General features: G+C 73.5%; 20 protein-coding genes and 1 pseudogene. 6 read left to right on the top strand and 15 right to left on the bottom strand.

The window, feature by feature from the left end:
• The first annotated feature begins 9 nt into the window (after positions 1 to 9).
• Positions 10 to 732: a hypothetical protein gene (locus AB0D59_RS14550; protein ID WP_362564758.1), complete on the top strand. Its 723-nt coding sequence runs from the start codon at positions 10 to 12 to the stop codon at positions 730 to 732.
• Positions 733 to 818: 86 nt separating this feature from the next.
• Here the strand turns inward: AB0D59_RS14550 and AB0D59_RS14555 are convergent, their stop codons facing one another.
• Together AB0D59_RS14555 and AB0D59_RS14560 are read right to left on the bottom strand one after the other, a co-directional pair.
• Positions 819 to 3,536, bottom strand: a complete 2,718-nt coding sequence (locus AB0D59_RS14555; protein WP_362564760.1) for a right-handed parallel beta-helix repeat-containing protein — start codon at positions 3,534 to 3,536, stop codon at positions 819 to 821.
• Positions 3,533 to 4,354: a hypothetical protein gene (locus AB0D59_RS14560; RefSeq protein ID WP_351710685.1), complete on the bottom strand. Its 822-nt coding sequence runs from the start codon at positions 4,352 to 4,354 to the stop codon at positions 3,533 to 3,535. The genes AB0D59_RS14555 and AB0D59_RS14560 overlap by 4 nt, the downstream gene beginning before the upstream one ends.
• Positions 4,355 to 4,604: 250 nt before the next feature.
• Between AB0D59_RS14560 and AB0D59_RS14565 the strand changes: the two genes are divergently transcribed.
• Entirely contained in the window at positions 4,605 to 5,303 is a 699-nt protein-coding gene (locus AB0D59_RS14565) for a response regulator transcription factor (RefSeq protein ID WP_362564761.1), read from the top strand.
• Positions 5,304 to 5,408: 105 nt separating this feature from the next.
• Here the strand turns inward: AB0D59_RS14565 and AB0D59_RS14570 are convergent, their stop codons facing one another.
• From AB0D59_RS14570 to AB0D59_RS14605, 8 genes are all read right to left on the bottom strand, one after another.
• Positions 5,409 to 6,803 (bottom strand): EsaB/YukD family protein, encoded by a 1,395-nt coding sequence (locus AB0D59_RS14570; RefSeq protein ID WP_362564763.1) that lies wholly within the window; start codon positions 6,801 to 6,803, stop codon positions 5,409 to 5,411.
• 50 nt (positions 6,804 to 6,853) lie between these two features.
• On the bottom strand, positions 6,854 to 7,177 hold the full coding sequence (locus AB0D59_RS14575) for a WXG100 family type VII secretion target (RefSeq protein ID WP_351710679.1): 324 nt from the start codon (positions 7,175 to 7,177) through the stop codon (positions 6,854 to 6,856).
• A 65-nt stretch (positions 7,178 to 7,242) separates the two neighbouring features.
• Positions 7,243 to 7,566 (bottom strand): WXG100 family type VII secretion target, encoded by a 324-nt coding sequence (locus tag AB0D59_RS14580; protein WP_351710677.1) that lies wholly within the window; start codon positions 7,564 to 7,566, stop codon positions 7,243 to 7,245.
• A 205-nt stretch (positions 7,567 to 7,771) separates the two neighbouring features.
• Positions 7,772 to 10,315: a hypothetical protein gene (locus tag AB0D59_RS14585; protein ID WP_362564764.1), complete on the bottom strand. Its 2,544-nt coding sequence runs from the start codon at positions 10,313 to 10,315 to the stop codon at positions 7,772 to 7,774.
• Positions 10,316 to 10,446: 131 nt separating this feature from the next.
• Entirely contained in the window at positions 10,447 to 13,038 is a 2,592-nt protein-coding gene (locus tag AB0D59_RS14590; RefSeq protein ID WP_362564766.1) for a hypothetical protein, read from the bottom strand.
• A gap of 201 nt (positions 13,039 to 13,239) precedes the next feature.
• Positions 13,240 to 13,677: a nuclear transport factor 2 family protein gene (locus tag AB0D59_RS14595; RefSeq protein WP_362564767.1), complete on the bottom strand. Its 438-nt coding sequence runs from the start codon at positions 13,675 to 13,677 to the stop codon at positions 13,240 to 13,242.
• 60 nt (positions 13,678 to 13,737) lie between these two features.
• Positions 13,738 to 14,574, bottom strand: a complete 837-nt coding sequence (locus tag AB0D59_RS14600; RefSeq protein ID WP_362564769.1) for a hypothetical protein — start codon at positions 14,572 to 14,574, stop codon at positions 13,738 to 13,740.
• A complete protein-coding gene (locus AB0D59_RS14605) occupies positions 14,574 to 15,797 on the bottom strand; it encodes a Glu/Leu/Phe/Val dehydrogenase dimerization domain-containing protein (protein ID WP_362564770.1) in 1,224 nt (407 codons plus the stop codon). Before AB0D59_RS14605 ends, AB0D59_RS14600 begins: the two co-directional genes overlap by 1 nt.
• A gap of 276 nt (positions 15,798 to 16,073) precedes the next feature.
• Between AB0D59_RS14605 and AB0D59_RS14610 the strand changes: the two genes are divergently transcribed.
• A complete protein-coding gene (locus tag AB0D59_RS14610; RefSeq protein WP_362565073.1) occupies positions 16,074 to 16,523 on the top strand; it encodes a MarR family transcriptional regulator in 450 nt (149 codons plus the stop codon).
• Between the two features lie 63 nt (positions 16,524 to 16,586).
• On the opposite strand, the gene AB0D59_RS14615 is transcribed toward AB0D59_RS14610, so the two are convergent.
• Positions 16,587 to 17,717 (bottom strand): ABC transporter permease, encoded by a 1,131-nt coding sequence (locus tag AB0D59_RS14615; protein WP_362564772.1) that lies wholly within the window; start codon positions 17,715 to 17,717, stop codon positions 16,587 to 16,589.
• 137 nt (positions 17,718 to 17,854) lie between these two features.
• A complete protein-coding gene (locus AB0D59_RS14620; protein ID WP_362564773.1) occupies positions 17,855 to 18,640 on the bottom strand; it encodes an SDR family oxidoreductase in 786 nt (261 codons plus the stop codon).
• A 262-nt stretch (positions 18,641 to 18,902) separates the two neighbouring features.
• Between AB0D59_RS14620 and AB0D59_RS14625 the strand changes: the two genes are divergently transcribed.
• On the top strand, positions 18,903 to 19,568 hold the full coding sequence (locus tag AB0D59_RS14625; protein WP_362564775.1) for a TetR/AcrR family transcriptional regulator: 666 nt from the start codon (positions 18,903 to 18,905) through the stop codon (positions 19,566 to 19,568).
• Positions 19,569 to 19,688: 120 nt separating this feature from the next.
• Positions 19,689 to 20,357: pseudogene (locus tag AB0D59_RS14630) on the top strand (alkene reductase); the annotation flags it as partial.
• 59 nt (positions 20,358 to 20,416) lie between these two features.
• Here the strand turns inward: AB0D59_RS14630 and AB0D59_RS14635 are convergent.
• Together AB0D59_RS14635 and AB0D59_RS14640 are read right to left on the bottom strand one after the other, a co-directional pair.
• Positions 20,417 to 20,734 (bottom strand): hypothetical protein, encoded by a 318-nt coding sequence (locus tag AB0D59_RS14635; protein ID WP_362564776.1) that lies wholly within the window; start codon positions 20,732 to 20,734, stop codon positions 20,417 to 20,419.
• A 107-nt stretch (positions 20,735 to 20,841) separates the two neighbouring features.
• The gene (locus AB0D59_RS14640) at positions 20,842 to 21,216 is read right to left on the bottom strand and encodes a ferredoxin (RefSeq protein ID WP_362564778.1); all 375 of its coding nucleotides are present in this window, start codon (positions 21,214 to 21,216) and stop codon (positions 20,842 to 20,844) included.
• Positions 21,217 to 21,352: 136 nt separating this feature from the next.
• On the opposite strand from AB0D59_RS14640, the gene AB0D59_RS14645 reads away from it, so the two are divergent.
• Positions 21,353 to 21,718 (top strand): DUF6479 family protein, encoded by a 366-nt coding sequence (locus tag AB0D59_RS14645; RefSeq protein WP_362564779.1) that lies wholly within the window; start codon positions 21,353 to 21,355, stop codon positions 21,716 to 21,718.
• Between the two features lie 2 nt (positions 21,719 to 21,720).
• Here AB0D59_RS14645 and AB0D59_RS14650 read toward each other — a convergent pair whose 3' ends face one another.
• Positions 21,721 to 22,176 (bottom strand): RpiB/LacA/LacB family sugar-phosphate isomerase, encoded by a 456-nt coding sequence (locus AB0D59_RS14650; RefSeq protein WP_362564781.1) that lies wholly within the window; start codon positions 22,174 to 22,176, stop codon positions 21,721 to 21,723.
• Positions 22,177 to 22,187: the final 11 nt, after the last annotated feature.

Below are 22,187 nucleotides of genomic sequence, written 5' to 3' on the forward strand. Positions count from 1 at the left end.
GGGTGTCCCATGGGCGACAGCGACGACGTGAGCCCGCACGCATCGGAATACCAGAGCGACCCCTGGGTACCGAACGTCGATCCGGACGCGAGCGATCACGGCGACCAGGAGGACGCGGCCGAGACCTACGCCGAGATCTACGGGGTCACGGCGACCACCAACCCGACCGACGACTCGGACGACGACGAGCCGCCGGACGAGATGGTGACCATGCCGAAGCTGAGCATGGCCTACACCACGTCCCCCGACCTGGTGCCCACCGAACCGGGAGGCGGGTCGGGCAGCGCCATGCCCACCCTTCCGGACAGCAGCGCCTTCTCGATCGACCTCGGCGCGCTGCGGGCGGCGGAGCAGACCTTCCTCGACGCCGTCGCGAATGCGTCGAGCGCGTACGAAACCTTGCGGGCCAAGGTGCAGGGTGCCATCGCCGACCCCAATCTGTTCGGCCAGAAAAACGGTCAAGTGGTGGGCAGCGGTCGGACGGCGAGCTGGGTCCCGGACGAACTCGCCGAGAGCGGAGCCCAGTTCGCCGAGGCGATCAACCCGCAGCTGACGAAGGTCATGCAGGACGGCGCGGGCGGCATCGAACTGATGGGCACCTTCACGGCGCTGCTCAACAACGCCGGCCAAACCTACGCCGAGACGGACTCGCAGTCGGCCATGCCGGACTTGGGCCCGCGTGCCCAGCCGGCGGTGCAAATAAGCGACATCGAGTCGAACTCGGCGATATAGCGGGTTCCGCGCACGCAAAACGGCGCCCAGCCACTTCCCGGCCGGGCGCCGTTCGCTGTGTCAGCCGGATGTGATCCGGGCCGCTCTCACTCGACGGCGACGGGCGGCAGATCGTCGGGGAGCAGGGTCACCAGGTCGTCCGTGGTCGGCTCCACCAGTTCCACGACCCGCTGCGCGTGCCGCTCCGTCATGCGCTGGAAGATCTGGCGGGCGGTGCGGCCGTTGCCGAAGCGGTCGTCGCGGACCAGCTCGCCGAAGTAGCCGAGCAGGGCCTCGCGGGTGTCGTCCGGCAGCTCGTACTCGTGCTTGGCCGCGTGGAACTCGACGATGCGGCCCAGTTCCTCGCTGCCGTAGTCGTCGAACATCAGGGTGCGGGTGAAGCGGGAGGCGAGGCCCGGGTTGATGTCGACGAAGCGTTCCATCTCGTCGGGGTAGCCGGCCACGATGATCACGACGTCGTCCCGGTGGTCCTCCATCAGTTTGACCAGGGTGGCGATGGCCTCGCGGCCGTAGTCGTTGCCCTGCCCGGCCGGGGTGAGCGCGTAGGCCTCGTCGATGAACAGGACGCCGCCGAGGGCGCGTTTGAAGACGGCGGTGGTCTTGGGCGCGGTGTGACCGACGTACTCGCCGACCAGGGATCCGCGGTCGGCCTCGATCAGGTGGCCGCGGGAGAGCAGGCCGAGGGCGGCGAGGATACGGCCGTACAGGCGCGCCACCGTCGTCTTGCCGGTTCCGGGGTTGCCGGCGAAGACCAGATGGCGGCTGAGCGGCGGCGCGGCGAGGCCGGCCTCGGTGCGCTGGCGGACCAGCTGCATGACCTTGACCATCGTGCTGACGTCCTGTTTGACGCTCTCCAGGCCGATCAGGTCGCCGAGTTCGGCCAGCACCTCGGAGAGACTCTCGGCGCGGGCCTGCCGGGTTCCGGTGCTCTTGACGTCCGGGGTCGCGGGGCCACCGCCCCGCCCGCCCGGTGCCACCGCGAGCGCCCCGGCGCCCGGAGCGGGCAGCGGTTCGCCGCCGAGTGCCTCCTCGGGCATCGTGCTGATCTTCACGTCGTCGACGCGGCAGCGCTCGAAGGTGGGGTCGGCGCCGTCGGCGAGTTTGAGGTCCTCGTCGGTGTCGTGGATACGGCAGCCGCGCAGCAGGGGCGTCGCCGCGCTGCCGACGTAGACGGCGGGGAAGCCGGTGGCGCTGATGTCGCATTCCTCGAAGCGGCCGGCGGCGTTGTCGGCGATGTAGACGCCGTTCTTCGCGGTGCCGGTGACGGTGGTGCCGCGGACCCGGGGCGCGGCCTTCGCCTGGACGACGAGGCCGGTGCCCTTGGTGTCGGTGATGGAGCAGTCGGTCAGCCAGGCACCGGCGCCCTCGCGGACGAAGACCCCGGCGGCGCCGGTGCCGGTGACGCGGGTGTCGACGACGAGGGCGGTGGTGCCGGCGCCGATGTCGATGCCCACGCCGGAGCAGGAGCTGACGGAGCAGTCGTCGACGAGCGGGCGGTGTTCGGTGCGCAGGGCGATGCCGGTGGTGGCCTTGGTGATCCGGCAGCCGCGGGCGGAGAGGTCGCCGCCGTCCACCTCTATGCCGCACAGTTCGGTGCTGTCGATCTTGGTGTCGGTGAGGGTCAGCATGGCCTGGCCCACACTGCGCAGTCCGTGTTCCGGGGTGCCCTGGACCCGGCTGTCGTGGAGGGTCACCCGGCTGCCGTCGCCCGCGTGGACGCCGGTGAAGGCGGAGACGGTGACCGCGCAGTCGACGAGGCTGAGCCGTGAAGTGTCCGCCGCGTAGACGCCGTTGGCGCCGGAGCGGGTGAATGCTCCGCCGCGTACCTCCACCTGTGCCTCGCCGCCGGCCGCGAGTCCGGAGCCGGAGGTGTCGGTCGTCGTGGTGTCGTGCAGCCGCAGCCGGCCGGCGCCGGTGGCGACGACGCCGGCCGCACGGATGTCGCTGATCCGGCAGTCGATGAGGGAGGCGACCGCGCGGCCGGTGACATGCACCGCGTCCCGGCCGGTGCGGGCGATCTCGCAGCCGCGCAGGGCGACCCCGAACTCGCCGCCGGCGGACGGCCCTTCACCGGCCGCGTCGTCGTCGGGGGCGGTGTCGGCCCCGGCGTCGCCGGTGATGACGACTCCCCCGGCCTCGCTGTCCCCGATCCGGCAGGTGCGCAGCACGGGCCGGGCGCTGTCGTCCACGGCGACGGCGGCCGCCCCGGTGTGGGTCACGGCGCACAGTTCCAGGGCGGCGCGGGCCGCGCCGGTGATCCGGATGCCATGGCCGCCGGTGCGGGTCACCGAGACCCGGGTGAGGGTGGGAGACGCGCCGTGGTCCACCAGGATGCCGACGGCGTCCACGTCGCTGATGCCGGTGTTCTCGACCACGGCCCGGCTGTCCCCGGCGAGATAGAGGCCGATGTCGCCGGTGTGGTGGAGTTCGCAGTCCCGGAAGACGGGGGTGGCGGTGCCGGTGACCTGGGCGCCGGCGCCGGTGATCTCGCAGCCGTTGACCTCCACCGCGCCCGCGGTGACCAGGACGGCCGGTTCCTTGCCGCGGCCTTCGAGGACCAGGCCCTGTATCCGGCCGCCGGGGCTCTGCACGGTGAGCGCGGGCCCGTGGGCACCGGCGACGATCCGTACCGTGCCGCGCCCCTTCTCGGCGGCGAGGGTGATGTCACGGTCCAGGACGACGCTCTCGGTGTAGGTCCCGGGCTGCACGGAGATCACCGCGCCCTCCGGGGCCTCGCGGACCGCGGCGACGATGGTCTTGTACGTGCCCCAGCCGCGAGGGGCGACACGCAGTCCGGCGCTCATGTCGAGGTGCAGGTCAGTCGCAGCTGGGCGGCGGCGACATGGACGCCCTCGGCCGCGTCGCCGCGCTCGGCCCCGGCGTCCACGAGCCTGACGGTGACCCGGCCGGTGCGCACGGTGAACGCGGGCGAGGTGTACCAGCGGCCCTGGTGGGTCTTGCCGATCTGGTCGACCAGAAAGCCGCCGAGGGGCTTGGACTGCTTGTCGGCGCTGGTGCCGAAGGCGTAGTCGTCGTCGTAGTAGTAGAAGTAGGCGGGCGAGCCACCGACCCGGGTACGGGAGGAGTTGGTGGGCACATAGCTGGAGACCCGGCAGGACGCGACCGTGAAGTGGGAGCTGAAGTCGTACTTCCACAGCGCGTAACGGGTGGCGTCGTATCCGTCGGCCTTGCCGGACACCGGCATGGAGAGATAGCCGCCGGTGCAGGCCTCGCCGGTGTAGCCGCCGCTGTCGGAGTTGGTCCAGGCGGTGGTTCCGTCGGCGTCGGTCCCGGTGGAGTAGCCGTACACGGCGAAGCTGGTGGAGCCGTCGCTGCTGGCGGCGCAGTCGGGGCCGGCGATGGCCTTCCAGGTCTGTCCTGAGCTCTGGCCGCCGGCCTGGTAGGGCGTGGCGTCCGGGCTGGGGGCGATCGGCCTGACCTCACTGGGCACGGCGAAGGCCGGGCCGCCGAAGGCGCCGTACACCAGCGCTCCGAGGGCGACGGCCAGGAGCGTGGAGATGCTCACCACGAGCATGCGTTTGCCCGTCAGGCCGCGCGGGTCCTCCGGCCGTACGGATTCGGCGAATGCGGAGGAGAACTCGCGCCAGTCCTCATCAATCATGCGAGAAAGCACCCCTCATTGTTGTGTTTCTGAATAACCCAGGGAAAGGGACAGGGATGGCAGGACGAATAGCCACGGTGCGGCGCACGGGTGGGCAACTCGGCCGCATGGCACCCGACTTGAGTTACGTACGAGGCCACGGGCAGGTTCACGTGATTTCTTTCACCGGGTCCAGGGCGGGGAAGGGGACTGACGCGGCGACTACGTTCGTACTCAGGAACTCACCAAACCTGAGAATGGCAGGAGCGCCATGTCCCCCCAGATTTCTCAGATCGCCGTCGTCGAGCAGCACAGCCTCGTGCGCCTGGGTCTGGAGACCCTGCTCTCCGGCAGCTCCCTGCTGCGGGTGGTCGCGCTGGCCGCGGACCCCGCGCAGCTGCCGGAAGCCGACGCGCAGCGCCTGGACGTCGTCGTCTACGGCGCTCCGCCGCAGCCCGGACCGTCGCTCGCCAAGACCGTCGCCGCCCTCACCCGGTGCGGACGGGTGCTGGTGGTCGCCGACTTCGCGGGCTGGCAGCCGGTGACCGACGCGCTGCGCGCCGGGGCCTACGGCTGTGTCGGCAAGCAGGCGGGCGAGCAGGAGCTGCTGCGCGCGGTGGAGACGGTCGCGCTGGGCGGTCTGCACATCGCGCCCGGTCTCGCCACCCGGCTCCACCACGAGCTGCGGCAGCCGGCCGGCACCCCCGCCCCGGCCCTCGCCCACCGGGAGCGGGAGGCGTTGCGGCTGCTGGCCACGGGGCTGACGCACGGTCAGATCGCCCGGCGGATGGGGCTGACGGAGGCCACGGTCAGCACCTACGTGAAGCGGATCAGGAACAAGCTGAACGTCCGCAACAAGGCGGACCTCACCCGGAAGGCGATCGAACTCGGCCTGCTCCAGGAGGACGAGTTCCGCAGCCCCGCGCTCGCCGGCGGCTTCTCCCCCGCCGGGTACTCCTCCGCCGCCTGACATCGCGCCGCGCCCTTCCGGTCGCAAAGCCCCGTCGTGACCGCCGACCCGCACAGCTTGTGCGGGTCGGCGGTCACAGTCGTACGGTCGTTCGCAGACGAGCCGTCAGATGTGGTGCCCCAGGCTGACGATGGCGCCGAACGCGCCGAAGGTCGCCACCGCCAGGGCGACACTGCCGCCGGCCAGTACCGAGCCGAAGCCGGCCAGCCACCGGGGCCGTGCCATCGCCGGCAGGTCCGGGCGGCGCATCATGCGCCGGAATCCGTAGACCAGGAGCACGGCCGCGGTCAGGGCGCTGCCCACGGGCCCCAGCCAGTTCGCCGAGCCGAAGCGTTCGGGGCCGGTGATCAGCAGGGTGAACAGCCCGGCCGTACCGGCCACCAGCAGCGGCACCACCTCGGCGACCAGCCGGGCCGACCCGGCGCGCAGCAGCACCGCGAGCCCCAGCAGTCCGGCCGCGGGGTTGGCGTACGGGGAGCCCGAGGCCGCCATGACCACAAGGCCGCCGCCGAGGACCAGGCTCAGGGCGCCGCTCCAGGTCGCCAGCAAAACGGTCGCGGCGCGTACGGCGTGGGCGACCTCGTCGTCGCGGGGCTCCTCCTGCACCCGCATCCTGACCCGCCGCCAGGTGAAGGCCACCGTGCCGCTGACGGCCGAGGGCACGACGGTGAGCAGGGCGAACGCGACCACGGCGACCACACAGGCCGTCTGGATCCCGCTGGCCCGCAGCGCCGCGAGACCGATGCCGAGCACCGTCGCGACGGCGGCCGTGAACAGGGTGGCGGAGGTGGTCACCGCCGGCGCCGCCACGGCGGCGAGGAAGGCGCCGAGCAGCGCGCCGAGGGCCAGGGCCGCCACGGCCAGCCCGGTCCTGGTCATGACGCCTTCCACGCCGAGCTGTTCGGTGCCGTAGCCCAGGGCGGCCGACCAGGCGCACAGGGCCAGCGCGGGCACCGCGCACAGGGCCATCGTCATCCGCAGGGCCGCCGGGACGGACCAGCCGCGCTCCATCGCGACCCACGCCAGTACGGGCAGGGCGAGCCCCGCGGCCAGCGCGAGGTCGAGCAGGATGCCCGTGCCCGGGCGGTGCCGGGCGGCGAGCACGAACAGGGTGGCGACGAGCCAGCCCAGGGCGAGCGCGGTCAGGGTGTACGTGCGGGAACGGGCGTCCCACCGGCGGTCCAGGACGCCCTCGGAGACCTCCGCGACCCGCTCGGCGACGTCGTGCACGACCGGGTCGTCCAGCTCGTCGGCGGTGGCGTCACGCAGGTAGAGGACCTGCCCGTCGGTGACGCCCAGTTCCGAGAGCGACCACTCCGGGGCGAAGGCACTCCCGGTCGCCGCGCCCAGGGTCCAGGCCGCCGGCATGATGTCGGACTCCCGCTGGTCGCACAGGCGCGCCAGGGTGTCGGCGTAGCTCACGATCGGGGCGCCGGCCGGGACCGCGAGGTCCACCTTCCGGCGTTCGCCGACGACGGTGATACGGCAGTGCTCATCCACGATGACGATTCCTCAGGGGATGCAGGGGTGTTCCGCCGCCGGGGCGACGGTCAGCGGTGCTGCCAGGTACGGGAGTTGGCCCACTCGGCCTCGGAGTAGTTGTTCCAGTTGACGTGCATCGCGTTGGCGATCTCGCCGAGCACGCCGCCGGGGCCGAAGAGACCGTTGGCGGCGTAGTTCCACTCCGCTTCCAGGCCCTCGAAGTACTGCTGTGCGGCGCCGTTCCAGTCCCCGCCGGCGAGGACCGGCTGGAGCTTGTTGATGAGGTCGTGGAGCTCGTCCGCGATGGTCTGGGCGACGCCGTTGATGTGCGTGCCCGAGCCGGCGAGCTCCTCCTTGACCATGAGGTTCGCGCCGTCGACGTTTCCTGCCATGATTCACTCCCTGGTCGTGCCGGATGCCGTGTGGGTAGGTCGGGGTACGCCGGGCTGACGGTGCGTCAGCTGAGGTTGGCGCTCGACAGACCGGCCTCGATGTTGTTGATCGAGGTGATGTTCTGCTGCTCGGTGTCGGTGTAGTTGACGTAGTTGCCGCGCAGCCCGCTGGCGATGTCGGTGAGCGCGTCGTGGAGCATGCGGGAGTAGATGTCGTACTCCTGCATGAGGGCCTGGAAGGTGTCCTGGGCGATACCCTGCCACCAGCCCTCCATGTTGACCACGTAGGTCTTGAGGTCCGAGAGCTGCCCCTGGATCTCCGCCGCCGTGCTGTCGCACGACGTCGCCGCCAGCGAAATCTGCTCCGGTGTCACCTTGAAGTCGGTCACCGTGCTGCTCCTCTCCGGGTGGCCTGATACCGGTCCAGTTCAGCGTCGCAGCGGCGGTAGGAAGTCGACAGATCCCCATTCCGGTGTCCCCGACGTCCCGCGGACGGTGTCCCGTTCCGGGGCGGTGCGATGGCGGACATGCCAAAAGTCCCTTGCGTGACAAGGAACTTGACGAGGTGTCAAATATCCATGCAGGACTGGGCGTTCAGGGACCGTCGCCCACGGGGCCGGCGCACCGCTCCGGCCAGCCTCCGTCGCCGGTCTGGCCGCCCCGGCCGCGCAGCGCGTCGTCCAGGCCGGCGAGCGCGGCGCGGTCGGCCTCGCCCAGTTCGGCGTTCGCGTCCTGGCCCGGTGCCAACGCCGGGGCCCCGCCCGAGGCGGGCAGTTCGCGCAGCAGGACGACCGGGGCCGGCCCGGCGCGCCGTACGTCGAGGATCATGAACGGGGTGCCCGGGGCGAACACCACCTCCTGGACCTCCTCGGGCCCGTCGGGGGCGTGGAACAGCGGCCGGACGAGCCGACCGGTCACCGACCAGATCGCGTACCGCGGGCCGGGCGGCCGGCCCGCGTCCCCGGCCGCGCGCACGCCGCTGAGCGGGGCGCGGTCCCGGAGCACGGTGCCGGGGCGCAACGGGTCGTTCTCCGGGTCCTCCGCGTGCGGCAGCGCGGACCCCGCGCCGCGCAGGACCGCGCCCCGGTGCGTCGGCAGCCTGCGCAGCGCCGACACCAGGCAGGCGGCGAACGGCAGGAGCCGGTCGTCGCGGCCGTGGCAGGCCGCGGCCAGCGCGTGGTGGTCGAGCAGGCCGCCCGCCTCGTCGAGGTGGAGCCGAAGCGCTGTCAGGTCCGCCTCGGCGGCTTCCCGTTCGGCATCGGCCATGGCCGGCAGCCTGCCGAGCGCGCGGGCGACGGCCGGCGCGTGCCGCTCCCAGGCCGGGCCGGCGAGCAGCCGCAGGGCCGTGTGCTCCGCGGGACTGCTGCGGTGGCCGGTGCGGAAGGACGACCGGGCGAGCGCCGGCCGTACCGGCGCGGTGGCGTCGGGGCGGGGCGCGCCCGGCCGGGGGGTCGGCCCCTCCGCGGCGGCCGCGACCGGTGTGGGCCGCCGGCTCAGGTACTCCCACGCCTCGTCGAGATCGGGCCCGGCGGGCGGGTCGGGGACCACCGGTTGCCGGGGCGCCGCGATCTCCTCCCGGCCCCGGATCAGATGCTCCCAGGCTCCGGCGAGATCCGGCGCGGCGACCGGATCGGCGGCGGTGCGGGGCACGGCCGGCGCAGCGACCGGACCGGTCGCGGTGCGGGGCACGGCCGGGTCCGCCATGGTGCGGGGCACGGCCGGGTCCGCCGTGGTGCGGGGCACGCCCGGTGCGACTGCGGCGACCGGAGTGCGCGAGTACGGGACGACCTCGGCCCCGCCGGACGCGGCCGGTGCCGGGGCCAGTGCCGCGGCCGGGGCGGCCTGGGTGCGGACGCCGTGGCGGGTGGCCAGTTCGCGCAGTGCGGGAGCATCGTCCGCGGTGGTGCCGTACACCTGGAGCGTGGCGCTCGCGCACACCTGCGGCGGCAGCGAGCCGAGCAGGCGGTCCAGCGCGGGCCACAGCGAGTGGTCCGGCCGCTCCCCCGGGACACCGGCCTCGATGACCGGCCCCTCCGGGCCGACCGCGAGCCCCGCACCCGGGCGGACGGCACCGTGCGCACCGACCCACAGCCCCGCCCGGGTCACCGTCACCCACCAGCGGTCGGTGAGCCGGACCGCGCCGTCCGGCGTGCCGTCCGCGCCGGGGAGCGGTGCCGCGCAGCCCAGCAGCCGGGGTTCCCGAGCAGGGTGGCACTCGGCGGCGTTGACGAACGGCAGCCAGCCGGGGGCGCCGTCCGCCCCGAGCACGACGGAGCGGACACCACGGGTGCCTCCGGACGGCCCGTCGGTGAGCAGCGGCAGCCCGGTGGCGACCACCACCGGAGCGCCGAGCCGGTCGGCCACGTGCTGGGCGAGCGGCAGCAGATCACCGGGGCCACCGGGCGCCAACCGCACGCCGTCGCGCACCGGTTCGGGCAGGATCGACAGCAGACCGGCGACGTCGTCCGCCGTCACCTCGTCTCCCGGCAGGCCGCCCACCACCACGGTGAGCCGGCGGGGGTCGAGCGGAACGGTGTGGTACAGATCGCCCGGAACCGTGCCGGGCGCCCGCGCGGGACGCAGCAACAGGCCGGCGGGGATCCGCTCGATCACGTGCCCGCCCGCGGTGTGCCCGGGAACCGCGTCGAGCGCGACCTCCCACGCGGGTCGCGGGCAGCGCGCGCCGATCGGCACCGGGGAGGCGGCACCGGGGGCGAACCCCAGCCATCCGCCGGGGGCGTACAGCGAGCCACCGGGCACGGTGTGCATCGCGGCGGCGGGAGCCTCCACGGTGACGCCCCAGCCGTCGGCGATCCGCCGGGCCAACGCCGGGTGGCCCGGGCTTTCCCCGCCCGTGCCCGCCATCGCCAGGCGTACGGCGGTACGGCCGGACGCGCGCAGCGAGTCGAGCAGTCCGCTCAGGCGGGGCCAGAAGTCCGGCTGCGCCATGGTCCCCGGATCGGTGAGCAGCGTGACCGCCGGGTCGCCGGCCCAGCGCAGCACACGCACGAGGTCGTCGACATCGGCATCGCCCGCCGGCGCGGGGGTGCCGGAGCGCAGCACCAGCAGGCGGTCGTGCTCCTCGACGCGTACCGCCGCGTCATCCACGGTGGCCCGGCCGGTGGTTGCCTGTGCCATCCCGGCTCACTTTCGGGTCGATATCGGGACACGGTGCGGGCTACGACGCCGGTGCGGCCGTCCGGCGCGCGGTCGGGGTCCTCCGCCTCGCCCGCCGCGGCGCCGCGCACCCGTTCCTGGTCCGTTCCGCATCAGGAACGTCCCGCCACGGCCGAGCACGAGGTGGCGACCGCGGCCTCGTCGCCCCGGCCGACGACCGACGACTGCGGCGACAGGACACCGGTGTTCCTCGCCTGCCTGGCCGCCACCACCGGAACGGGCTCCCGCGGCGCAGCCACCCGCCGCCCCCGCGCAGCGGCGCCGGTGGCAGGGGCAGCGGCAGGGGCAGCGGCAGCGCCAACTGCCGGGGGCATCCGCGACTCGACGACGGCCGGAGGCGTCCGCGACCCCGTGGCAGCCGCGAGCGCCTGGGGCTCGCTGACAGCCGAAGACGTCCGCGACCCGGCGGCCACCGGAGGCGTCCCCGACTCGGCGACCGCCGGAGGTGTCCGCACCCCGCCGACAGCCTGCGGAGCCCGCGACCCGGTGGCGGCCGCGGTCGGCCGCGGCTCGCCGGCAGCCGAGGACGACCGGGCCCCGCCGACAGCCTGCGGAGCCCGCGACCCGGTGGCAGGCGCGGTTGCCCCTGGCTCCCTGACGGCCGCAGTGGTCCCCTGCTCGCTCACAGCCGCGGGCGGCCGATGCCCGTCGGCCGACGGAGGCGTCCGGTGGTGGTCGTGGTCGTAGGTCGCCGGTGGGGTCGTCACCGGGACCGGTACGGCGGACGGCAGGTGTGGTGCGGGCGGAGTGGCGTGCGCGGCCTCCAACTGCTCCCGGTAGTGTTCCGCGGCGCGCAGCCAACGGTCGTTCGGGCCCGGCACCTTCTGCCGCAGGGAGACGATCGACGGCGCGATGCGCAGGGCGAGGGCGATGTCGGCGGTGTCCCGCCAGCAGGCGTCCGCGTTGGCGGCGGCCTGCTCCGCGTCCACGCTGTCCATCCCGGCGGTCACCAGCAGGCTGAACGCCACCCGCCGGTAGAGGTCCGCCGCGAGGGCGTTGTGTCCGGCGAGCCGCATCACGTGCGCCCTGATCTGACGGATCTGCAGTGCCGTGGGGTGCTCCGAGCCATGGGCGGTGAAAGCCTCGCGTTCGAGCGCGGTGGCGAGGGCCGTGGCGTCGTCGTACCGGCCCCCGTTGGCGGCCTGCACGATGCCGCCGATCCGTTCGCGGTAGCGGGAGAACCCGTCCGGCGCGGGTGCCTCCCCGGCGGGCGCGACAGCGGCCTGCGCGTCGGCGGCCGGTTCGGGCAGGGCGTCCGGGTCGGCGCCGGCGGTCGGCGGCCACAGCATCCGGACGCCGTGCTGCACGGCGAGGCGGCGCAGCATCCGGCTCTCCTCGGCCGAGCGGCCGGGCGCGTGCAGGACGGCGTACTCACGTGCCTCGGGATCGAGATAGTCGAGCACATGCGACAGGGCGGACCAGCAGGTCTCGTCGAGCGGCCGGTCCGACGGGCCGATCTCGACGGCGAGTTGGTCCGCGAGCACGGGTCGGTCGGCGAGCGGCAGGGGCTGTCCGACGGGTCCGAGGGCGAGCCCGGACCGGGTCATGGTGACCTGCCACCGTTCCGACAGCCGGACCACTCCGGCGTCCTGTTCCCGGACCTCGGGCACCGGGGAGCGCCAGCGCAGCAGCCGGGGGCCGGCGGCCTCGTCGTCGCCGCCGGACGCGGCGGGGCGGCACACCACTGCTTCGACGTAGGGCCGCCAGGTGGGCCGGCCCATGCCGTCGACGAGGACCGACCCGGGAACGGCGTCGGCGTCGGCGTCGTCCGGTACCGCGACCCGGGCCGCCAGGGGCGGGCCGGTCAGCACCTCCACCTCGATGTCCAGTGCGTCGGTGACCTCCTGGACGGCGGGCAGCAGGTCACCTTCGGCGCCGGGGGCGACGCGGATCCGCGCGCGCACCGCGGGCGGCAGCGCGGCGAGCAGCGCGGCCAGGTCGTCGGCGGGGATCCGGGCACCGCCGCCGGGGCCCGGCACGCCGACCAGCACGGTCGGGCGGCCGGTGTCGACGGGCACCGCGTGGCACAGGGCGCCGGGAGCGGGCGGCGGTGTGCCCGGCGGCTGGAGCAGCACACCGGCGGGGACGGGGCGGACGGTGTATCCGCCGGCCGTGCGTTCGGGCAGCGCCGCGAAGGCGGTCTGCCAGCCGGGAGCCGGATGGCGGGCGCCGAGCGGTGTCGGCTCCGTGCCGGGCTGGAAGAGCTGCCAGCCGCCGGACGGCTCGGCGGGGTCGGGGACGAAGAGGGTGCCGCCGGGGACGAGCAGCGCGCTGCCCTCGGGGGCGATCACGCCGAACCCCCAGGCGTCGGCGATCCGCTGGGCCAGCGCTGGCCGGTCGGCGCCCCCGCTGCCCGCGCCCGAGACGACCAGGCGCAGGGTGGTCGTACCGTTCTCCCGGAGCGTGTCGAGGACGTCACCGAGCCGGGTCCACAGCGCGGGCGGCACCGGGCCGTCCACGCCGACGACGACGGTGGCGACGCTCTGGCCCCCTTCGGCGCCCAGGGACCGGGCGAGTTCCGCGACGTCGTCCGGGCCGGGGACGGCTTGTTCGGTGGGGCGCAGCAGCGTCAGCCCGTCGTACTGGTCGACGAGGACGGGCGTGTCGAGCTCTCCCGCCGTGCCGCCGGGCTGCTGGCCCCGGCCCGGTGCCAAGCGCGTGAAGAGAGTGCCCCAGCGGGACATGAACTGCTCCTTCCGTGACGGCATGCCGCCCTGCGCGGGCGTACGTCCATGGGCGGCCTGCCGTCCCTCCGGTGCACCGCCGCCCCCGTGCGGGGGTCCGCCGTGGTGACGGTCCCCGCCGCGACGGGTCGGCCGCGCGGGTTCCCGGCCGCCTCCGCATACAGCTACGGATGGCCGGCAAGATCGGTTCGCCGCTCGCGGTTACGAGGGGTCGCCCGGTACCTGCCGGTCCGGGCCGAGCGGTGGTGCGGCGGCCGGTGACAGGTGCTCGTGCACGCCGAGCCAGCGGCCGTCGGCCTCCCGGCGGAAGACGATGGTCTCCCGTTCGTGGAGGGTCTCCTCGCCGGCGTCGGTGGAGATCCGGGTCTCGACGGAGTGGGTGAACACCGCGGTGTCGCCCCAGAGTTGGACCATCCGGTCGTAGGAGAGGCAGTGCAGCACCCGGAAGCCGTCCTCCAGCACCCAGCGCGCCATGACCCGCCGGTACTCGGCGACGGACTCGATGCGCTGCTCGGCGGTGTGGAAGACGAAGGTCGCGTCCGGGGCGAAGGTCTTGAAGTAGTCGTCCAGGCGTCCCTCGGCGTAGGCGGCCACGAGGTCGTCGGCGGCCTGGAGCACCTGTTTCCGGTCGTCGCTCATGTCGGTGTCTCTCCGGAGGTGGAAGGGGATGGGTGGGCGATGGGTGGGGAGGCGGCGGCGCTAGACGGCCACGAGGAGCAGCGCCCCGGCGCCCAGGCACAGTCCGAGTGCCTGATGCACCGTCACGCGTTCGCCGTCGAGCACGAGTGCGAGGACCACGGTGGCCGCCGGGTAGAGGGACACGATCGGTCCGACCACGCTCAGCAGACCCTGGTCCGTGGCGAACAGGCAGAAGGCGAAGGCGGCCGAGTCGAGCGCCCCGGCCAGCACCACGGGCAGCCACGGCACGGGCGCGCCGCCCGCCTTCGGCCACCCGCGCAGCGCGCCCGGAGCCACGCACAGGATGGAGACGGCGCGGGCGCCCACCAGGGGCCACAGGCCGGCGTCCGGTCCCGGATGGGAGATGAACACCAGCTGGAGTCCGAGCGCTCCGCCGGCCGCCAGGGCCAGCAGCAGCGTGCGCGTCGCGACGATGGCCTGCCGGATCCGCCCGGCCCGGCTCACCAGGGCGATCGAGAGCACCGCGCAACAGACCCCGCACAGTGCGAGCGGGCCGGGCGCCGTCTGGACGGCCAGTCCGACCACCAGGGGCACGACGGCCACCGTCACCGCCGTGACGGGTGCCACCAGCACGATTCCCTCGGCCGCCAGCGTCCGGTAGAGCAGCACCAGCCCCAGCAGGCCCGAGGCGCCGGCCCCGAACCCCCAGGCGAGGGCGGACAGTCCGGGCCCGTGCTCGGTGGTCGCCGCCAGCCAGACGCCGACCACCGGGAGGGACAGCACCTGGGAGAGGAAGACAACCCGCGCGGCCGGTACGTTCCGCGAGGCCCTGGCGCCGCAGTAGTCCGCCGCGCCCCAGCCGAGCGCCGCCACGGCGGCCAGCAGTGTGGTGACCATCAGGCACCCGTCCGGCTCAGCAGCACGTCGCGTCTGGCGTCGGCCAGATACCGGGCCGCCTGGCGGGGCGTGCACACGGCGTCCTCGGCGAGCTTCAGCGTCTCCGTCACCAGGTCACGCAGGGCTCCGCGCACCTTGGACAGGGAGGAGTCGGCGTTCGGGGCGACATCGCCGTAGAGCACCCACCACCACCAGGCGTTGGTCCCCGAGTTGGCGACGACGTCGGGTACGACGACACAGCCGCGGGCGCGGAGCCGTTCCTCCGCGCCCGCGGTCACGGGCAGGTTCGCCGCCTCCACGATGTAGCGGGCCGCGACCCGTTCCTGGTTGGCCTCGTGGACGGAGTAGGAGTTCGCGGCCGGGACCAGCACGTCGGCCGCGAGCGACAGGCAGTCGTCCCGGTCCAGGAGGACGTCGTCCGGACCGAGCCGGCTGCGGTCGATGGCTCCGTAGGCCCGGCGGTGGCGCAGCAGGTCCTCCACAGCGAGGCCGCGCGGGTTGGCGACGGTCCCGTGGACGTCGGAGATGCCGACCACCCGGATTCCCGCCTCGTGCAGGAAGCGGGCCGTCGAGCCGCCCATGGCGCCGAAGCCCTGGACGACGGCGGTGGCGGACGTCCGGGAGACGCCGTCCCGGTCCAGGACGATGAGGACCACCTCCGCGACCCCGCAGCCGCCGACCAGTTCGGCGAGTCCGATGCCGTCGACCTCGACGGCGAACGCGTCGGCGAACCGTTTCCGCGCCGCCTGCGGGTCGTCGAGGGTGCGCACGACCGGGGCGATGCAGCCGTCCACGCCCAGCTCGCCGAGCACCTCGTCGATGAGTTCCGTGGTGGTGACGAGGTCGTCGCCGGTCGCCCAGTTGTTCTCCAGGTACGGCCGGATGAAGGCGAGGAAGCGGGAGAGCACGCCGCGCGCCTCGCTGCTGAGCGGGTCGCAGTCGATGCCGCCCTTGGCGCCGCCCATGGGGAGGTAGCGGCCCGTGGGGTCGTAGTGCAGCGCCTCCTTGACGCTCATCGCCGCCGCCAGTTCCCTGACCTCCTCGAGACGGCAGCCCTCGCGCATCCGCAGGCCGCCGCTGGCCAGGCCCCGGACGAGCCGGTCGATGACGAGGAAGCCCTGGCGTCCCGTGACGGGGTCGGTCCAGGCGAGTGACGCCTCGGGGGGTCGGGTCGCCGCGCCGCCGGCACGGGCCGCGGGCGGGGTGCGAAGACCGGTGTTCACGGCGATGGCCTCCTAGGGAAAGCCGATGAGGTCTGACCGCGGAGCGCGCCACCGGCGGTCGTGGAAGACCCGGAAGCGGCCACTCACGCGCGCTCCGACGGTAGTTCCGGCCGCGGATCACCGGGCAGTCCCCTATTCCGGGGCATGGTCGGCGCCCCTCTTGGGGACCTGCTTCGCGGTAGCCTCTCCCTGTTCGGTCAACTGCGCAGGTCACGCGAGGAACCCATGAGCCAGCCGGAGACCACCGCCGGGACCACGGCACCGGCGGACGTACGCATGCCGGACTCCGTCGCGGCCGGCGCGCTCAATCACGCGATCCTCCGCGTGGCCCGTCTGCACCGCATGCTGGCCGGCCAGCTGCTGCGCCGGGTGGGACTCCACCCCGGCCAGGAACTGGTCATGATGCAGTTGTGGGAGCGGGGCCCGCAGCGGCAGACCGATCTCGTCCGGCTGCTCGGCTCCGACGCCGCCACCATGACGCGCACCGTCCGGCGGCTGGAGAACGCGGGCTTCGTCCGCCGGTATCCCTGTGCCACCGACAAGCGGGCCACCATCATCGAGCCCACGGCGGCCAGCAACGCCCTGCGCGGTGAGGTGGAGCAGGTCTGGACGGACCTGGAGACCGGCGTCGCCGAGGGCATGACCCCGGCCCAGCAGGCCGAGGCCGTCGACGTCCTGAGCCGTATCGAGGAGAGCCTCGCCCGCGCCACGTCACAGCAGACCTGACCAGGATCGGGGCGAACGTCCGCGGCGGGGCCGGGCGGTCCCCGACGGCAGAGTGGCAGGCCGTCAGCGTGCGACCGCGAGGTCCGTGGAGCCGGCCGGCCTGCGGCGGGCGGCGACGCGGTCCAGGACGTACTGGAGGGTGAGACAACCCAGGCCCCAGGCCGCCAGGGTCGTGACAGCACCGGTGAGATGCGCGTCGTGGAAGTAGGCGGCGCCCCGGAGCCCGCGTACCGCCGCGGCCGGCGGCAGGACCGAGGCGAGCGGAGAGAGCCAGGCGGGCAGGAAGGTGGTCGGCAGGATGGCGCCGGAGGTGGCGTTGCCGAGGATCAGCAGGACCACGGAGGCGACCGGCATGCCGAGCGGCCCGAACACGCGCAGCAGCACTCCGGCGGCCGCGGCGACCGCCCACGCCAGCAGGCCCACCACGAGGGTGACCACCGCGAACGGGGCGGGCAACGCGCTCAGGGCGGTGTGCCCGATCAGTGCCACCATCACGCCGGAGGCGGCGGCGAAGACCAGCATCGAGGCGACCCGGACGGCCAGCCGCAGGCGTGGCGCTATCTGGTAGGAGGAGACGGCGAAGAGGAAGCCGGCGAGCACCACGCCGAAGGCGGCGTAGAACACCGACAGTCCGCGGGAGTCGGCCGCCGCCAGGGGCAGTACGTCCTTCACCGGAAGCGGCTTGCCGACCGCGGCGGTCATCGCCGTGGCGAGGCTGGACACCGTGGACGGTCCCTGTGCGCCGGCGACCAGCAGTCGCGTGCCCCGGCCGTCGGCGACCAGGACGGCCGGAACGCGGTCGTGGACGACGGCCCGGCGGGCGGCCGCGGCGTCCGCGTACCGGTAGAAGGTGTAGCCGTCCGGGGCCGCGTTGTTGAGGGCGAGTTCGGTGCGCGCGGCCACCTTGTCGGAGGCGGCGATGCCCACGGGCTGGTGGCGGGCCGACGGGGCGTGGAAGGCCGCGAGGTACACGGCGACGAACACGGTGCCTATCGCCAGCGCGGTGATCACCGGGACGAGTATCGCCTTCCGGGCGCCGTCGGCCGCCGCGAGCACCGGGGCGGGCAGCCCGGGTTCGGAGTCGACCAGCGCGTGCCTGGCGTGCCGTGCGTGATCGGCGGCGGGATCGGCATCCGGGGGGTACGGGATCGGCTGGGGCGGCGCGCTGGCAGAGGGCTGTATGCCGTGGTGCATGGGGCGAGGGCTTTCGGGTCGGGCGGGGCACAGGGCCCTCGTGGTTTGTGCGGGGTCGGGCTGGGCGCGGGGCCCTCGAGGCTTGTCGCGGGTGGACGAGGGGTGGGTCCCCCGGCCCAGCTTCTTCGGCTGTCCGCCTAGAACATCCCGCCGTCGAGCCGCAGGGTGCGGCCCGTCATGTAGGCCGCGTCGGCGGAGGCGAGGAAGGCGTATCCGGCGGCGACCTCCGAGGGCTCCGCCAGCCGCCGCAGCGCGACGCCGACCTTCAGCCACTCGGAGAGGTCCTGCTTCCCGGCCAGATCGGGGTGCAGATAGCTCGCGCCGTTCTCGCGGGCCATGTCCGTGGCGGTGCCGCCCGGGGCGATGGCGTTGATGGTGATGCCCTTGCGGCCGAGTTCCGCGGACAGGTTCAGGACCATCGACTCCACCGCCGCCTTGCTCGCGGCGTACAGCGTGTGCCTGAAGAACGCCTTCGACGCACTCACCGACGAGGTCAGCACGATCCGGCCACCCTCACCCATATGGGTGACGGCATGCTGGACGGCGAACAACTGCCCGCGTGTGTTGACCGCGAAGACACGGTCGAAGTCGGCCGGCGTGATCTTCTCCAGCGCGTCGAAGTGCTCGATACCGGCACAGGACGCGAGCACGTCCAGCCGGCCGAACTCGGCGACCGCCCGCTCGACGAGTGCTTCGGTCTGCTCCGGGACGGCGACGTCGGCCTGAACGGCGACGGCGCGACCGCCGCCGTCACCGAGCTCGGCGACGAGGGCGTCCGCGGCCTCCTGGTTGCCCCGGTAGCCGATCGCCACCGCCGCGCCCTCCTGGACCAGTCGCCTGGCGACAGCGGCGCCGATGCCACGGCTGCCGCCGGTGACGACCGCCACCTTGCCTTCGAAACGTGCCTTCTGCGCGGATGACACCACTGCTCTTCTCCAGGGAAACGTCGAGGGGAGTGTCTCTGTGGGCAACGGCCGCGGCGCCCGAACCCGGCGGGAGACATGCACCGCGCCCGGGGCGTAGGCGCCCGGACGTCGCCGGTCTACGACGGGCACGCCCACCGTAACACCAACCGCAGGAAATCCTTCGCTTAGACATCTACCGGAGTTCGGCTGACGTAATCTCGACCCGTCGACCCGCAGCGATCACGGCCGGTCGGCGCGGCCGAGAAAGGACGGGCTCACGGTGGCTTCCCGCACCCCTGGCGACAGCGGCAGACCACGACTGCGGGCGGACGCGGCCCGCAACCGGGCACAGATCCTCGCCGCCGCCCGCACGGCCTTCCGCGAACTGGGCACCGCCGCCCCCCTGGACGAGATCGCCCGCCGCGCCGGCGTGAACATCGCCACGCTCTACCGGCGCTTCCCCGATCGTGAAGCCCTCGTCCAGCAGGTCGTTCTCGACGGGTTCGCCACGGTGGCCGACGCCGCCCGCCGCGCGCTGGACACGGCACCGCAGGACCCTCTGGCGGCCGTCGAGGGGTTCCTCCTCCACCTGGTCGGCGAACGGGACACGTTGGTACTCCCCCTGATCGGCGGGCCGGTCGCCACCGGCCCCGAAGCGGTCGAGCTCCAGGGCCGGATCGCCCCCCTCCTCGAGGAGGTGCTCGCCCTCGCCCGCTCCCGGGGCGCGATCCGGCCCGATGTGACGCACATGGACCTGATCACCACGGGGGCGCTGGTCTGCCGCCCCATGCCGTACCTGCCCGCGGAACAGGCCAAGGCCCTGGCCACCCGCCATGTGCGCATCTTCGTGGACGGCCTGCGCCCGAACGACCCCCGTCCACTGCCGCCCTCCCCGACCCACCGGGAGGTCGCCGCCCATCTGCACCTGGGTTCGGAGGGCGACTGAGCCCCGGTGCGGCAGGGCCGGCAGGACGGAACTGACGGTACATTTTGTCGGCCATTTATTTTTTCGCGACGAGGCGAGTTCACCGCCCCGCGCAACCCCGGGACCGCCGGTCCCTCCTGTGATTTCGTCACGCCGAAGGAGCTCACCAAGGACGAGATCCGGGACACGATCGCGGACTACGCCGACGCGGCCCGCAACGCCGTCGAGGCCGGCTTCGACGGCGTCGAACTGCACGGCGCCAACGGCTACCTCATCCACCAGTTCCTGGCGCCGAACTCCAACACCCGCACCGACCCCTGGGGCGGCAGCCCCGAGCGCCGGATCCGGTTCGCCGTCGAGACCGCCAAGGCCGTCGCCGATGCCATCGGCGCCGACCGGACCGGCTTCCGCATCAGCCCCGGCAACCCGTACAACGACATCGACGAGAGCGACCGGACCGACGTCGACGCCACCTACACCGCCCTCGTCGACGCCCTCGCCCCGCTGAACCTGGCCTATCTCCACCAGATGGAAGCCCCCGAGGTCCGCGACCTGACCCTGCGCCTGCGCAAGGCCTGGCCCACCACCTACATCCTCAACCCGTTCACCGGCATGGAGCCCACCGGCCCGGACGCACTGGCCCTGGTCGACGACGGCACCGCCGACCTCATCGCCTACGGCGCGCTCTTCCTCGCCAACCCCGACCTGCCCGCGCGCCTCGCCCAGGGCGGCCCCTACAACACCCCCGACCGGGCCACCAGCTTCGGCGGCGACCACACCGGCTACACCGACTACCCCGCCCTGGGCTGACCTCCGGCCCGGAACCACGACCGGCACGCCTCGGCGCCCATCGGGCAAACCTCTCGGGGCTACGTCTTGATCAGGTAGACGAAATATGCGAGCCGCCCCAGTACCGCGACGAAGAGTGCCGCAGGCGGGGCGAGAACCCAGACGCTCAACCAGCACTTGGCGACCGGGATCAGCGTGATCAGGACGGTCAGGGGAGCCAGGAGACAGACGATGTAGCCGGCCAGGATGTTGAACGGCACCACGGACGAGTCGTAGGCCACCCAGGTGTAGACGCCTGTGACGAAGTTCAGGAAGGCCAGCACGGGGGTGAAGACAGCGGCGCCCAGGACGGTGGTGACGGTCAGCCGTCGGCGTACGGGTATCCCCGGCGATGGCATCTCGGCTCCCCCTGGCAGTGATACCCCGCGCACAGACTAGGCCGCCGCAACGGCACCTGAGAGGGTTCCCCCGAACTGGTGACCGACCTGTTCCCGGAGGCCGCCGTTCAGGCCAGGACGGCCATGAACTCCGTGCAGGCCGTGGCGCACGCCCGGCACGCGGCCGCGCTCTCCTCGGCGCCGGGGCGGGTGTCGAAGGCCTGCGCGCACTGGAGGCACATCGTCCGGCACCACTCCAGCTGGACGCGCAGACCGGCCTCGTCCCCGGCGTTCTCCTCGGTCAGCGCCCGGCAGGTCGCGTCGCACACCTCGGCGCACATGATGCCCGTACGGCGCACCCGCTCCAGCTCGACCGTCCCGTCGGGATCGAACACGCCGGCGCGCAGCGCACACTGTCGGGCACACTCCGTGCAGGCCTGTGCGCAGGCGAAACGATCCTCGAGGTATCCGTAGAGCTCCTGTTGAGAAGTCGTCGACGTCATGCACCCCGGGTAGCCGAGGTGCGGGCCCGGCAAACCCGTCGCCGGGGCGGCTCCGGCGGCTACCGTCGCCCACCGCGCACGGCCAGCCACCGAGGGCGTCCGGTTCATCCCGTTCTGGGCTGGGTATCCCCTTCCTATGACTACGGCATCGATGGAGCTGGCCGCCCCCAGCGGCCTGTTGAGTCTCGGGCTGTTCGTGGTGGCGGTGGCCGTACTGGCGATGCTCGCCGGGGGCTTCTGGCTGGGCAACCGTGTCAAGTACCGCGAGTCGCTCCGGCCGCGCCCCGATGAGCAGCCGAAGCTACCGCCGGAGGGCGCGGTCCATGAGATCCGGGAGAACCGTGAGTCGGAGGAGATTCCCCGGATGCCCAAGGGCGGGCGTCCGCTCACTCCCTACGAGCTGAGCAATCAGCAGACCAGGCCGAGTACGTCGACGGACCGGCCGCGCTGGAGCAAGGGCAGCAGCGGCTCGTTCGGCGGTGGCGGGCTCGGCGCCCACTGACCCTAGACAGCCCCCCGGCCCGCGTCGAGACGTCCGACGTGGGTCACGTTCCCGAGATCCTCGGCGTCCTGGCTCGGCGTTGCCGCGAACCAGGCGTCGAGGATCTCCTTGAGCACCGGCTGCGAGGTCAGGCGCAGGCTCAGGGCCAGGACGTTGGCGTCGTTCCAGCGGCGGGCGCCGTCGGCGGTGTACGCGTCCGTGCACAGGGCGGCGCGGACGCCGGGCACCTTGTTCGCGGCGATCGAGGCGCCGGTGCCGGTCCAGCAGCAGACGATCGCCTGGTCGGCGCCGCCGGCGGCGACCTCGCGGGCCGCCGCTTCCGAGCAGACCGCCCACTGCGGGTCGGCCCCTGGCTCCAGCGCGCCGAACGTACGCACCTCGTGACCCCGGCGCCGCAGCTCCTCGACGAGGAGGCGCGCGACGGGTTCGTCCATGTCGGAGGAGACGGAGATCATCATGGTTCTCTCTC

Origin of the sequence: Streptomyces sp. NPDC048417, assembly GCF_040651615.1 — a bacterium.
Lineage (GTDB): Bacteria > Actinomycetota > Actinomycetes > Streptomycetales > Streptomycetaceae > Streptomyces.